Source organism: Pseudomonas sp. S3_C06 (assembly GCF_054667675.1).
The window spans coordinates 6,484,130-6,496,258 of sequence record NZ_CP162747.1 but is presented as its reverse complement, the minus strand read 5'-3'; the positions used below and the strand labels follow the sequence as shown (position 1 = coordinate 6,496,258).

The 12,129-nt window shown below is 60.5% G+C and carries 12 protein-coding genes; 8 read left to right on the top strand and 4 right to left on the bottom strand.

Annotated features, from left to right (window positions below):
• Nucleotides 1-8: 8 nt before the first annotated feature.
• Complete coding sequence (locus AB4N44_RS28915) at nucleotides 9-536, bottom strand: DUF3087 domain-containing protein (protein ID WP_460110960.1); 528 nt, start codon at nucleotides 534-536, stop codon at nucleotides 9-11.
• Between the two features lie 223 nt (nucleotides 537-759).
• Here AB4N44_RS28915 and ppnN point away from each other — a divergent pair, with 223 nt between their 5' ends.
• Complete coding sequence (gene ppnN, locus AB4N44_RS28910) at nucleotides 760-2,133, top strand: nucleotide 5'-monophosphate nucleosidase PpnN (protein WP_150751861.1); 1,374 nt, start codon at nucleotides 760-762, stop codon at nucleotides 2,131-2,133.
• 119 nt (nucleotides 2,134-2,252) lie between these two features.
• Here the strand turns inward: ppnN and AB4N44_RS28905 are convergent, their stop codons facing one another.
• The 3 genes from AB4N44_RS28905 to AB4N44_RS28895 all read right to left on the bottom strand — a co-directional run bounded on the left by AB4N44_RS28905 (nucleotide 2,253) and on the right by AB4N44_RS28895 (nucleotide 4,685).
• Nucleotides 2,253-2,591: a hypothetical protein gene (locus AB4N44_RS28905; protein WP_127926821.1), complete on the bottom strand. Its 339-nt coding sequence runs from the start codon at nucleotides 2,589-2,591 to the stop codon at nucleotides 2,253-2,255.
• Nucleotides 2,592-2,726: 135 nt separating this feature from the next.
• On the bottom strand, nucleotides 2,727-4,121 hold the full coding sequence (locus AB4N44_RS28900; protein ID WP_460110962.1) for an FAD/NAD(P)-binding protein: 1,395 nt from the start codon (nucleotides 4,119-4,121) through the stop codon (nucleotides 2,727-2,729).
• Nucleotides 4,122-4,685, bottom strand: coding sequence for a helix-turn-helix domain-containing protein (locus tag AB4N44_RS28895; RefSeq protein ID WP_127926819.1), 564 nt, complete (start codon nucleotides 4,683-4,685; stop codon nucleotides 4,122-4,124).
• 85 nt (nucleotides 4,686-4,770) lie between these two features.
• On the opposite strand from AB4N44_RS28895, the gene AB4N44_RS28890 reads away from it, so the two are divergent.
• From AB4N44_RS28890 to AB4N44_RS28860, 7 genes are all read left to right on the top strand, one after another.
• Nucleotides 4,771-5,706 (top strand): DMT family transporter, encoded by a 936-nt coding sequence (locus AB4N44_RS28890; protein WP_150794649.1) that lies wholly within the window; start codon nucleotides 4,771-4,773, stop codon nucleotides 5,704-5,706.
• A 247-nt stretch (nucleotides 5,707-5,953) separates the two neighbouring features.
• Entirely contained in the window at nucleotides 5,954-8,872 is a 2,919-nt protein-coding gene (locus tag AB4N44_RS28885) for a monovalent cation/H+ antiporter subunit A (RefSeq protein WP_160039457.1), read from the top strand.
• Nucleotides 8,872-9,216 (top strand): Na+/H+ antiporter subunit C, encoded by a 345-nt coding sequence (locus AB4N44_RS28880; RefSeq protein ID WP_007910763.1) that lies wholly within the window; start codon nucleotides 8,872-8,874, stop codon nucleotides 9,214-9,216. Before AB4N44_RS28885 ends, AB4N44_RS28880 begins: the two co-directional genes overlap by 1 nt.
• Nucleotides 9,213-10,892, top strand: a complete 1,680-nt coding sequence (locus AB4N44_RS28875; RefSeq protein WP_316918110.1) for a monovalent cation/H+ antiporter subunit D — start codon at nucleotides 9,213-9,215, stop codon at nucleotides 10,890-10,892. The genes AB4N44_RS28880 and AB4N44_RS28875 overlap by 4 nt, the downstream gene beginning before the upstream one ends.
• Entirely contained in the window at nucleotides 10,889-11,377 is a 489-nt protein-coding gene (locus AB4N44_RS28870; RefSeq protein WP_160039453.1) for a Na+/H+ antiporter subunit E, read from the top strand. The genes AB4N44_RS28875 and AB4N44_RS28870 overlap by 4 nt, the downstream gene beginning before the upstream one ends.
• The gene (locus AB4N44_RS28865; protein WP_007910754.1) at nucleotides 11,374-11,652 is read left to right on the top strand and encodes a K+/H+ antiporter subunit F; all 279 of its coding nucleotides are present in this window, start codon (nucleotides 11,374-11,376) and stop codon (nucleotides 11,650-11,652) included. Before AB4N44_RS28870 ends, AB4N44_RS28865 begins: the two co-directional genes overlap by 4 nt.
• Nucleotides 11,649-12,011: a Na+/H+ antiporter subunit G gene (locus tag AB4N44_RS28860; RefSeq protein ID WP_122600082.1), complete on the top strand. Its 363-nt coding sequence runs from the start codon at nucleotides 11,649-11,651 to the stop codon at nucleotides 12,009-12,011. Before AB4N44_RS28865 ends, AB4N44_RS28860 begins: the two co-directional genes overlap by 4 nt.
• Nucleotides 12,012-12,129: the final 118 nt, after the last annotated feature.

Here is a 12,129-nt window from a genome sequence, read left to right as displayed (position 1 = left end):
CGGACGTTTCAGCGCGAAGTTGGCTTCAACGCCTCCAGCCAGGCCGGATCCAGGCGCGTCTGCTCGGTGTCGAGACCCAGCACCTGCATCCGTTCCTTGTGCGCCTCGACTTCCCGCCACAGCTGCCCATGATCGCTGGAGTTACCGTCCAGTTCGTGCATTTGCGTCAACCCCAAGTGGTAGAAACGCAAAACCTTCATCGCCACCGGATCGTTCTGCTCCACCGCCGCCGTCACCTGATGCATCACATTGGTGATGCTCATCAGGTTGCGCTTGAGTCGCCAGCTATACACCGCTGGCGCCATCCAGCTCTGATTCCAGAAGCGCCCGCGCAGTAACCCCGCAGTCAGCAGAAATGCCAGAAAAACCCCGCCGACATTGAAGCGCAGGTTATCGCCGCCAGGTTCGCCGAACAACGCCACCGCCACGCTTGAGAACAACATCGCCAGCACTAGAAACAGCACGGCGATGATGATCGTGCTGCGTCGGGTCTGCTGGCGAAAGGTGGCGGCATCCATTGGCTGAATCTCGAACATCACAAATGACTTCCTTGGGCGACAAAAGGGCTAACAGAAAAAAGCGGCCGGGGCATTATCGCCTCTACGACGGATTTAGCTATGCTGGGGCTCCTCTTCATCTTTTCAGCGTCCAAAGGGGACATGGCGGTATAGCGCAGATCGTGCCATCTTCATTCATGGATACACACTATTCGGATGCCATTGCTCAGCTTCGTGATGACATCGTTTTAAGGATCATTGCATGACCCAACGACACGTAATCAACGCCTCGGTCAGCCCGAAAGGCAGCCTGGAAACCCTTTCTCAACGTGAAGTCCAGCAACTGAGCGAAGCCGGATCCGGCAGCACCTACACCCTCTTCCGCCAGTGCGCCCTGGCCATCCTCAACACCGGCGCCCATGTCGATAACGCCAAGACTATCCTTGAAGCCTACAAGGACTTCGAAATCCGCATTCACCAGCAGGATCGCGGCGTACGCCTGGAGCTGCTGAACGCTCCGGCCGACGCGTTCGTCGACGGCGAAATGATCGCCAGCACCCGCGAAATGCTCTTCAGTGCCCTGCGCGACATCGTCTACACCGAAAACGAACTCGACAGCCAACGCATCGACCTCAGCACCTCGCAAGGCATCAGCGACTACGTCTTCCACCTGCTGCGCAACGCACGCACTCTGCGTCCCGGCGTCGAGCCGAAAATCGTTGTGTGCTGGGGCGGTCACTCGATCAACACCGAAGAATACAAATACACCAAGAAAGTCGGCCACGAACTCGGCCTGCGCAGCCTCGACATCTGCACCGGTTGCGGCCCGGGCGTGATGAAAGGCCCGATGAAAGGCGCAACTATCGCCCACGCCAAACAGCGTATTCACGGCGGTCGTTATCTCGGCCTGACCGAGCCGGGCATCATTGCCGCCGAAGCGCCGAACCCGATCGTCAACGAGCTGGTGATTCTGCCGGACATCGAAAAACGTCTGGAAGCCTTCGTGCGTGTCGGCCACGGCATCATCATCTTCCCGGGCGGTGCGGGTACGGCGGAAGAGTTCCTCTACCTGCTGGGCATACTGATGCACCCTGACAATAAAGGGCTGCCGTTCCCGGTGGTCCTCACCGGACCGAAACATGCGGCGCCGTATCTGGAACAGCTCGACGCCTTCGTCACCGCCACCCTGGGTGAAGCAGCCAAGCAACACTACGAAATCATCATCGACGACCCGGCCGAAGTGGCACGGCAGATGACTCAGGGGCTGAAAGCGGTTAAGCAGTTCCGCCGCGAGCGCAACGACGCGTTCCACTTCAACTGGCTGCTGAAAATCGACGAAGGCTTCCAGCGCCCGTTCGATCCGACCCACGAAAACATGGCCAACCTGAAACTGCACCGCGACCAGCCACCGCACGAACTGGCGGCGAACCTGCGTCGGGCGTTCTCCGGCATTGTCGCCGGTAACGTCAAGGACAAGGGCATTCGCCTGATCGAAGAACACGGGCCGTACCAGATCCGTGGTGATGCGGCGATCATGCAACCGCTCGATGCGCTGCTCAAAGCCTTCGTCGCCCAGCACCGGATGAAACTGCCGGGCGGCGCGGCGTATGTGCCTTGCTATAGGGTGGTGGCGTAACACTTACAGCACACCCAAAACCTTGGGAGCTGTTTTGCCAGCGATCAAAGTTAGACTCCCATTGACATGCGGCGCCCTAAACGCCGGATGCCAATGGATTCTCCAGACAGACATCTAACCTAATGAGTAATTTCGTACTTCGTAAAAGGTGCGTCCACTGGATTTCCGCCCAAATCCACCCTATAGGCAAACTCAGCGCCCTGCGGGCCTATGTTTTTCAGTAAGTCTGCGCGAGACACCTTTATTTCGATAGTCTCCGAATGAGGAGTGGTACCGGTAAATCCTTCACCGATCAACTTGCCATCTAAAACAACCTGAACGAAAAATGGGGTAATGGGACCATCCTCCGCCAGAGGACCCGGCGGGATCCGTGCAGTAGCGCCATCTGGGACATCGGTCAGTTTTATGATGCCGTCTACAGCTTCGTTGATTACAAGTGGTTCAAGAGCCTTAGCCATCTCTTTATTCCTTTAAAAATTGGTTGAGCACGCGAAGCTATCGCGTACGAAGCGATTAGGCCCATGCCGGCGAAGATCCACAACTGTCAGAAATTACAGGTGGGGTCTTTATTCCGACCAACGGCAACCTCGGCTTTAACGCACCAGTCGTAAAGCCAACGCCTTCGCCTGCAACGCCACATCCGTCACCGCCGTGCTCTCCCACGACATCCCGCGCAATGGCGGCCCCATGGCAAACAATCGGTCAGCCGCAAGCCCTTCGGCATCCAGCACCGCACCATCCACCGCCGCCGCAATCCCCAGCGCCAACGGTCCCGGCTGCACCAGACCGCGCGCCAGCACCTGTTGCGGCAACGGTCGCGCCACCCGACGCCAGTCGTATTCGATGCCACTGGAGTTGACCAACGCGGCGCCCTGCACCACGCAGGTTTGCGACTCACCGCGACGCCGAATGCGAATACTCACACCACCTTCCACATTTTGCTCAAGCCCTTTGAACGAAGCAGCCTGAATGCGCAATCGCCCTTCTTTATAAAGACGCTCAACCAACGCCGCACTCAACGGCGGTGATCGATGATGGTGACTCTCCCACCACGGCCGAACATGCCGTACGAATTGTCGCCGCTGCACGTCATTCGCTTGACTCCACAGCCGGGCGATGTGTACGCGGACTGTGTCCAGCGGGGCCTGCCAATCAATGCCTTGGGCAATGGCTGCCTGGCATTGCCGACGCAATTCACGCAACAACTGCCGTGGTGCGCGAATACTGTGATCGTCGCCAAGAAAATCCACCCAGGCCGGCGGTTGTCGGCGTACATGGGGCAATAAACCATGGCGGGAAAACACTTCAATCGGCCCGCGATGCCCGGCTTGCTCCAGCGATACCACGGCATCGACCATGGTCAGGCCGGAGCCAATGATCATCACGGTGGATTGCGGATCGAGCTGGCGCATGGCCGCGACATCCCAAGGATCGAGCGCCGCGGCGTTGAGGCCGCTGGAGGCTTTCTGCTGGGTTCGCGCGGCAGGGAACATTCCAGTCGCCAAGACCGCGTAGCCACCGCGCAGTGCCTGACCATTGCTCAGTGTGAGCTGCACCGAATCGGCCTCGACTTGCAGGTCGACGACCTCCGCGCGAATGTGTTCAACGCTCGAACCATAATGCGCCCCGACAGTGCGCGCTTCAGCCAGACGTTGCTGCACATAGACACCAAACAAACCACGCGGCGGGAACAGTTCGCTGACCGGCACATCCTGCTCGGCCGATTCAGGCCAGCCACCACCGGCAATGTGCTCGGTCAGCCATTGCGTCAAATCATCAGGATTATCCGGATCAACACTCATGCGTGCGGCGTTGCCATTGAGTGTGTGACCTAACTCGACCGCGCTGTACGCCTCGCCCCGTCCCAGTTCCGCACGCGGTTCAACGATCAGGACCTTGCGCCGGCCAGGCAGTCGCAATAATTGCACCGCCAACATCGTGCCGCTGAGGCCACCGCCGATAATCAGGATGTCTGCGCTCTGACTCATTCAAATCACCACATTACGCACAAACCGCGCCGCAACTTCCCCATCATTGCGATAGGAATGCGGCTGGTTACTGGCAAACATGAAGAACTCACCTGTACCGATGTGCTGCGGCTGATCGCCGAGCATCAGGGTCAGGCAACCTTCAAAGACGAAAATCTGCTCGCTCCAGCCCTCGGCATCCGCTTGCGACGGATAGACCTCGCCGGGTTGCAGGCACCACTCCCATTGCTCGACTTCGCGGGTCGCCGTGGCTTTGGAAAGCAACACCGCTTTGCTGCCCGGGTGGGTGCCCGCCCATGCCACCTCGTTGATGCGGCTCGGGTCGCGGGCATCCGGCGCCTGGATCAGATCGCTGAACGCCACATCGAGCGCCTCGGCGACGCGATCCAGCGTGGTCAGGCTGACATTCTTCTCGCCCGCCTCGATCGCCACCAGCATGCGCCGGCTGACCCCGGATTTTTCCGCCAGCGCAGTCTGGCTCATGTCGGCGGCATGACGTAGGCGTCGCACATTCAGGCTGACGTGTTGCAGGACGGACGCCCGTTGCGTTGAATCTTTGTGCACTATATTGCTCACTCAGTGAGGTTGCGCAGTATACTGCGCAACGTTGGGCGCATTGTGCGGCCTCCTTTTTATAGTGCGCAAGGTCATGACGTCGCAGAACAGCTCCCCCACTCCCCTTCGTTTCTCTCGTTTCAGCAAAGCCGAGTGCGTGCTGGTGCTGATCACCATGATCTGGGGCGGTACTTTCCTGCTGGTTCAGCATGCGATGACCGTCAGCGGCCCGATGTTTTTTGTCGGCCTGCGCTTCGCCGCTGCGGCGGCTATCGTCGCACTGTTCTCATGGCGTCATCTGCGCGAACTGACGCTGTTCGAACTCAAGGCTGGCGCCTTCATCGGCGTGGCGATCATGCTCGGTTACGGCCTGCAGACGGTCGGACTGCAAACGATCCCGAGCAGTCAATCGGCGTTCATTACTGCGTTGTACGTACCGTTCGTGCCGTTGTTGCAATGGCTGGTGCTCGGTCGTCGGCCGGGGTTGATGCCGAGCATCGGCATCATGTTGGCGTTTACCGGTTTGATGTTGTTGTCGGGTCCATCCGGCGCAGCGCTGAATTTCAGTCCGGGCGAAATCGCCACGCTGATCAGCGCTATTGCCATTGCCGCCGAAATCATTCTGATCAGCACCTACGCCGGCCAGGTGGATGTGCGCCGGGTGACCGTTGTGCAACTGGCAACCACTTCCGTGCTGTCATTCCTGCTGGTGGTGCCGACCGGGGAAATGATTCCGGACTTTTCCTGGACCCTGCTGGTGACTGCGCTGGGGTTGGGCGCGGCGAGTGCGGCGATTCAGGTGGCGATGAACTGGGCGCAGAAGAGTGTTTCGCCAACTCGGGCGACGTTGATCTATGCGGGCGAGCCGGTGTGGGCCGGGATTGTCGGGCGGATTGCCGGGGAGCGCTTGCCGGCGATTGCGCTGGTGGGTGCGGGGTTGATTGTGGCGGCGGTGATTGTCAGTGAGTTGAAGACCAAGGGTAAGGTTGCAGAAGCCGAAGCGGAGCTGGAGCGGGAAGCACAGGGATAAAGCTCCGAAATCTTCACAGTCTGAATTATTGCTATCGCGAGCAGGCTCACTCCTACAGGGGAACGCATTCCAAATGTAGGCCTTCGCCTGCTCGCGATGAGGCCATTCCAAGCAACATCGACCTTCCTGAAACAATGCCAAACAGAAAATTCCAGACTACTTTGTAGGATTCTGAGACATCCTCGCGTTTGGTGATCGGGGAGCTGGCACGTATGATGCTTCACAAACTTCCGCAGATTAGAAGCCTATGTCCCTGATAGTTCTACTGCTTCTGCCATTCATTGGCAGCTGTCTGGCAGCGGTGCTGCCTCATAACGCGCGTAATACCGAATCCCTGTTGGCAGGCCTGGTCGCTTTGATCGGTACCGTCCAAGTCGCGCTGTTGTACCCACAAATCGCCCACGGCGGTGTGATCCGCGAAGAGTTCATGTGGCTGCCCAGCCTCGGTCTGAACTTCGTTCTGCGCATGGACGGCTTCGCCTGGCTGTTCTCGATGCTGGTGCTGGGCATCGGCACCCTCGTCTCTTTATATGCCCGTTATTACATGTCGCCGGACGATCCGGTGCCGCGTTTCTTCGCCTTTTTCCTGGCATTCATGGGCGCCATGCTCGGCCTGGTCATCTCCGGCAACCTGATCCAGATCGTGTTTTTCTGGGAACTGACCAGCCTCTTCTCGTTCCTGTTGATCGGCTATTGGCACCACCGCGCCGACGCCCGTCGCGGTGCTTATATGGCGTTGATGGTCACCGGTGCCGGCGGGTTATGCCTGCTGGCGGGGGTCATGATTCTCGGCCATGTCGTCGGCAGCTATGACCTCGACAAGGTCCTGGCCGCCGGCGACATGATTCGTGCACACGCCCTCTACCCTATCCTTTTACCCCTCATTCTTATCGGCGCACTCAGCAAAAGCGCGCAGTTCCCTTTCCATTTCTGGCTGCCGCACGCAATGGCGGCGCCAACACCGGTTTCGGCATACCTGCACTCGGCGACCATGGTCAAGGCCGGGGTTTTCCTGCTCGCCCGACTTTGGCCGTCACTGTCCGGCAGTGAAGAATGGTTCTACATCGTCAGCGGGGCCGGCGCGTGTACGCTGTTGCTCGGCGCGTACTGCGCGATGTTCCAGAACGATCTCAAAGGTCTGCTCGCTTACTCGACCATCAGCCACCTCGGCCTGATCACTTTGCTGCTGGGTCTGAACAGTCCGCTGGCGGCAGTGGCGGCGGTATTTCACATCCTCAACCACGCGACGTTCAAGGCTTCGCTGTTCATGGCCGCTGGCATCATCGACCACGAAAGCGGCACCCGCGATATCCGCAAACTCAGCGGCCTGATCAAACTGATTCCATTCACCGCGACGCTGGCCATGGTTGCCAGCGCCTCGATGGCCGGGGTGCCGTTGCTCAACGGCTTCCTGTCGAAAGAAATGTTCTTCGCTGAAACCGTGTTCATCAACGCCACGGCGTGGGTCGAAGCGGCGCTGCCGATTGTCGCGACCATCGCCGGCACATTCAGCGTTGCCTACTCGCTGCGCTTCACCGTCGATGTGTTCTTCGGCCCGCCGGCCACCGACCTGCCGCACACCCCGCACGAGCCGCCGCGCTGGATGCGGGCGCCGGTCGAGTTGCTGGTGTTCACTTGCTTACTGGTGGGGATTTTCCCGGCGCAGATCGTCGGTCCATTGCTTGCCGCTGCTGCATTGCCAGTGGTTGGCGGCACGCTGCCGGAATACAGTCTGGCGATCTGGCACGGCCTCAACGCGCCAATGATCATGAGCCTGATCGCCATGTCTGGCGGCATCGTCGTCTATCTGTTGCTGCGCAATCAGCTCAAGCGCGGACGTTTCAAATACCCGCCGCTGGTAGGTCGTTTCAACGGCAAGCGCCTGTTCGAGCGCAGTCTGGTAGTGATGATGCGCATGGCCCGCCGCCTCGAGCGGCGCCTCGGCACCAAGCGCCTGCAGATGCAATTGTTCCTGATGGTACTGGCGGCGGTGCTCGCCGGCCTGATCCCGATGCTGCACAGCAGCCTGAGTTGGGGCGACCGGCCGAAGATTCCCGGCTCGATCGTTTTTGTGACCTTGTGGCTGCTGGCGATTGCCTGTGCCCTCGGCGCCGCGTGGCAGGCCAAGTATCACCGTCTCGCCGCTTTGACCATGGTCAGCGTCTGCGGCTTGATGACCTGCGTGACTTTCGTCTGGTTCTCCGCGCCCGATCTGGCGCTGACGCAACTGGCGGTAGAAGTGGTCACCACCGTGCTGATCCTGCTCGGCCTGCGCTGGTTGCCACGCCGTATCGAAGAAGTCTCGCCACTGCCAAGCAGCCTGCGCAAGGCACGCATTCGTCGTCTGCGCGACTTGCTGCTGTCGATTGCCGTCGGTGGTGGCATGGCGCTGCTGTCCTACGCGATGCTCACGCGGCAGACGCCGAACGACATCTCTTCGTTCTACCTCAGCCGCGCCATGCCCGAGGGCGGTGGCAGCAACGTGGTCAACGTGATGCTGGTGGATTTCCGTGGCTTCGACACCCTCGGCGAAATCACCGTGCTGGTCGCCGTGGCGCTGACCGTGTTCGCTCTGCTGCGGCGTTTCCGCCCACCGAAAGAGAGCCTGCAACTGCCCGCCCAGCAACGCTTGCTGGCGCCGGACGTGGTCACCGATCTGGTCAACCCGCGTTCGGCCAGCGACACCGCGCTCGGCTTCATGATGGTGCCGGCAGTGCTGGTGCGTCTGTTGCTGCCAATTGCGCTGGTGGTGTCGTTCTACCTGTTCATGCGCGGGCACAACCAGCCGGGTGGCGGTTTCGTCGCCGGTCTGGTGATGTCGGTGGCGTTCATCCTGCAATACATGGTCGCCGGTACACAGTGGGTCGAGGCGCAAATGAGTCTACGGCCGCTGCGCTGGATGGGCACCGGGTTACTGTTCGCCACCGCCACCGGCCTGGGGGCGATGCTGGTCGGCTATCCGTTCCTCACCACTCACACCTGGCATTTCACTTTGCCAGTGCTGGGTGACATCCATATCGCCAGCGCGCTGTTCTTCGACGTTGGCGTGTACGGCGTGGTGGTCGGTTCGACCTTGTTGATCCTCACCGCCCTCGCCCACCAATCGGTGCGGGGTCACAAGACCGCATCGCTGCCCAAGTCCGTCGCCAGCAAAGGAGCCGTCTGATGGAAGAAGTCATCGCAATCGCCATCGGCGTGCTCGCCGCGTCCGGCGTCTGGTTGATCCTGCGCCCACGGACGTTCCAAGTGGTCATGGGCCTGTGCCTGCTGTCGTACGGCGTCAACCTGTTCATCTTCAGCATGGGCAGCCTGTTCATCGGCAAGGAGCCGGTAATCAAGGATGGCGTCACCCAAGACTTGCTGCACTACACCGACCCGCTGCCACAGGCACTGGTACTCACCGCGATCGTCATCAGCTTCGCCATGACCGCGCTGTTCCTCGTCGTTCTGCTCGCCTCGCGCGGCCTGACCGGCACCGACCACGTCGACGGCCGGGAGCCTAAAGAATGATGGCGATGACTCACCTGATCGCCGCACCGATTCTGCTGCCGCTGCTGACCGCCGCCATCATGCTGATGCTCGGCGAGCGGCACCGACCGCTGAAGGCAAAAATCAACCTGTTCTCCAGCCTCGTCGGCCTGTTCATTTCGGTGCTGTTGCTGCAATGGACGCAAACCAACGGCGTGCCCGGCTCCATTGGCGTGTACCTGCCGGGTAACTGGCAGGCACCGTTCGGCATTGTGCTGGTGGTCGATCGACTGTCGGCGCTGATGCTGGTGCTGACCGGGATCATCGGCGTCAGCGCCCTGCTGTTTGCCATGGCCCGGTGGGACGGCGCCGGTTCGAGCTTCCACGCGCTGTTCCAGATTCAGTTGATGGGTCTTTACGGCGCGTTCCTGACCGCAGACCTGTTCAACCTGTTCGTGTTCTTCGAAGTGTTGCTCGCCGCGTCCTATGGCCTGTTGCTGCACGGCTCGGGGCGGGCGCGGGTGTCATCGGGGCTGCATTACATTTCGATCAACCTGCTCGCCTCATCGCTGTTCCTGATTGGCGCGGCACTGATCTACGGTGTCACTGGCACGCTGAACATGGCCGATCTGGCGCTGAAGATTCCGCTGGTGCCGGAAGCCGACCGGGGCTTGCTCCACGCCGGCGCCGGGATTCTCGCCGTCGCGTTCCTGGCCAAGGCCGGCATGTGGCCGCTGAACTTCTGGCTCGTGCCAGCCTATTCCTCGGCCAGTGCGCCGGTGGCGGCGATGTTCGCGATCATGACCAAGGTCGGCGTCTACACCTTGCTGCGCCTGTGGACCCTGCTGTTCTCTGGGCAAGCCGGTGCCTCGGCGTTCTTTGGCGGCGAATGGCTGATCTACGGCGGCATGGCGACCATGGCCTGCGCGGCGCTGGCAATTCTCGCCGCACAACGCCTGGAGCGTATGGCCAGCCTGAGCATTCTGGTGTCGGCGGGGATTCTGCTGTCGGCAATCGGGTTCGCCCAGCCGAACCTGATCGGCGCGGCGCTGTTCTATCTGGTCAGCTCGACTCTGGCGTTGAGTGCACTGTTCCTGCTGGCCGAGTTGATCGAACGTTCGCGCTCGGCCAATGAAATCCCGCTGGAAGACGAAAGCGAACTGCTGCCGCGCCCGCAGGAATCCCTGCAACCGCCCAAAGGCATCAACCTCGACGACGAGCAAAAAGCTGTGGTCGGGCAGGTCATCCCGTGGACCATGGCGTTTCTCGGCCTGAGCTTTATTGCTTGCGCGCTGCTGATCATCGGCATGCCGCCGCTGTCCGGTTTTATCGGCAAACTGAGCCTGATCGGTGCATTGCTCAATCCGCTGGGCATAGGCACTGGTGCGCCGATTTCCAACGCGGCTTGGGCATTGCTGGCGCTGCTGATCCTCACCGGACTGGCGTCGTTGATGGCGTTCTCGCGCCTCGGCATCCAGCGCTTCTGGACCCCGGAGGAGCGCCCTTCGCCGCTGCTGCGCAAACTCGAATGCGCGCCGATCTTCCTGTTGCTGGGACTGAGCATCGTCCTGACCTTCAAGGCTGAACCCCTGTTGCGTTACACCCAGGCCACCGCCGAGGCGTTGCACAACCCGCAGCAGTACGTGATGGCGGTGCTCGGCACCCGTGCCGTACCGAGTCCGGAAGCGAAAGCCGCGATGCTGGAGGTGCAGCCATGAACCGTGTGTTTCCTGCACCGCTGCTGTCGTTGGCACTTTGCGCCTTGTGGCTGACCCTGAACCTGTCGATCAGCCCGGGCAACCTGTTGCTCGGCGCGATACTAGGCTTTGCCGCTCCGTTGATGATGCGCAAATTGCGCCCGAAACGAGCGCGCATTCGCCGGCCGGGGACGATCCTGCGCCTGTTCCTGGTCGTGGGCCGTGATGTGGTGATGTCCAACCTGATCGTCGCCTGGGGCGTACTGAATGCCGGTCGTCGCCCTCCGCGCTCGGGCTTTGTCAAAGTACCGCTGGACCTGCGCGATGCCCATGGCCTGGCGACCCTGGCGATGATCTGCACAGTGGTGCCCGGCACAGTGTGGTCAGAGCTGGCGCTGGATCGCAGCATTCTGCTGCTGCACGTCTGGGATCTGGATGACGAAGCGCAATTCATCGAGCACTTCAAGAGCACCTACGAACGGCCGTTGATGGAGATTTTCGAATGAGCCCATTACTGTCGAACGCGATTCTGCTAACGCTGTTCCTGTTCTCGCTGGCGATGGTGCTGACCCTGGTGCGCCTGTTCAAAGGCCCGTCGGCACAGGATCGGGTATTGGCGCTGGACTACCTGTACATCGTCGCCATGCTGATGATGCTGACCCTGGGTATTCGTTATTCCAGTGACACTTACTTCGAAGCGGCGCTGCTGATTGCGCTGTTCGGCTTCGTCGGCTCGTTTGCCCTGGCGAAATTCCTGCTGCGTGGCGAGGTGATCGAATGAATGCTGAATTGTCTCTGTGGGTCGAAATTCCGGTGGCGATCCTGCTGGTGCTCAGCGGTCTGTTTGCGTTGATCGGTGCGATCGGATTATTGCGCATGAAAGATTACTTCCAGCGCATGCACCCGCCGGCGCTGGCTTCAACGCTGGGGGCATGGTGTGTGGCGCTGGCGTCGATCATCTGCTTTTCGGCGTTGAAATCCGGTCCGGTGGTGCATGCCTGGCTGATTCCGATATTGCTGGCGATCACTGTGCCGGTGACGACCTTGCTGCTGGCGCGGGCGGCGTTGTTCCGCAAGCGCATGGCTGGGGATGATGTGCCGGCCGAGGTCAGTAGCCGACGGACTGAAAGCGGTAGCTAGTCCAGAGCTTTCGGTGTCTGGTCTGGCCCCTTCGCGAGCAGGCTCGCTCCCACAGGGTTTTGGGTGAAATCACATATCTGTGAATACCCACAATCACTGTGGGAGCGAGCCTGCTCGC

Excerpts from the sequence above, each read along its gene's own strand:
- AB4N44_RS28915 (WP_460110960.1), bottom strand. The coding sequence starts at position 536 with ATGTTCGAGATTCAGCCAATGGATGCCGCCACCTTTCGCCAGCAGACC.
- AB4N44_RS28890 (WP_150794649.1), top strand. The coding sequence starts at position 4,771 with ATGACGTCGCAGAACAGCTCCCCCACTCCCCTTCGTTTCTCTCGTTTC.
- AB4N44_RS28870 (WP_160039453.1), top strand. The coding sequence starts at position 10,889 with ATGAACCGTGTGTTTCCTGCACCGCTGCTGTCGTTGGCACTTTGCGCC.
- AB4N44_RS28860 (WP_122600082.1), top strand. The coding sequence starts at position 11,649 with ATGAATGCTGAATTGTCTCTGTGGGTCGAAATTCCGGTGGCGATCCTG.
- AB4N44_RS28875 (WP_316918110.1), top strand. The coding sequence starts at position 9,213 with ATGATGGCGATGACTCACCTGATCGCCGCACCGATTCTGCTGCCGCTG.
- AB4N44_RS28885 (WP_160039457.1), top strand. The coding sequence starts at position 5,954 with ATGTCCCTGATAGTTCTACTGCTTCTGCCATTCATTGGCAGCTGTCTG.
- AB4N44_RS28880 (WP_007910763.1), top strand. The coding sequence starts at position 8,872 with ATGGAAGAAGTCATCGCAATCGCCATCGGCGTGCTCGCCGCGTCCGGC.
- AB4N44_RS28900 (WP_460110962.1), bottom strand. The coding sequence starts at position 4,121 with ATGAGTCAGAGCGCAGACATCCTGATTATCGGCGGTGGCCTCAGCGGC.
- AB4N44_RS28905 (WP_127926821.1), bottom strand. The coding sequence starts at position 2,591 with ATGGCTAAGGCTCTTGAACCACTTGTAATCAACGAAGCTGTAGACGGC.
- AB4N44_RS28865 (WP_007910754.1), top strand. The coding sequence starts at position 11,374 with ATGAGCCCATTACTGTCGAACGCGATTCTGCTAACGCTGTTCCTGTTC.
- ppnN (WP_150751861.1), top strand. The coding sequence starts at position 760 with ATGACCCAACGACACGTAATCAACGCCTCGGTCAGCCCGAAAGGCAGC.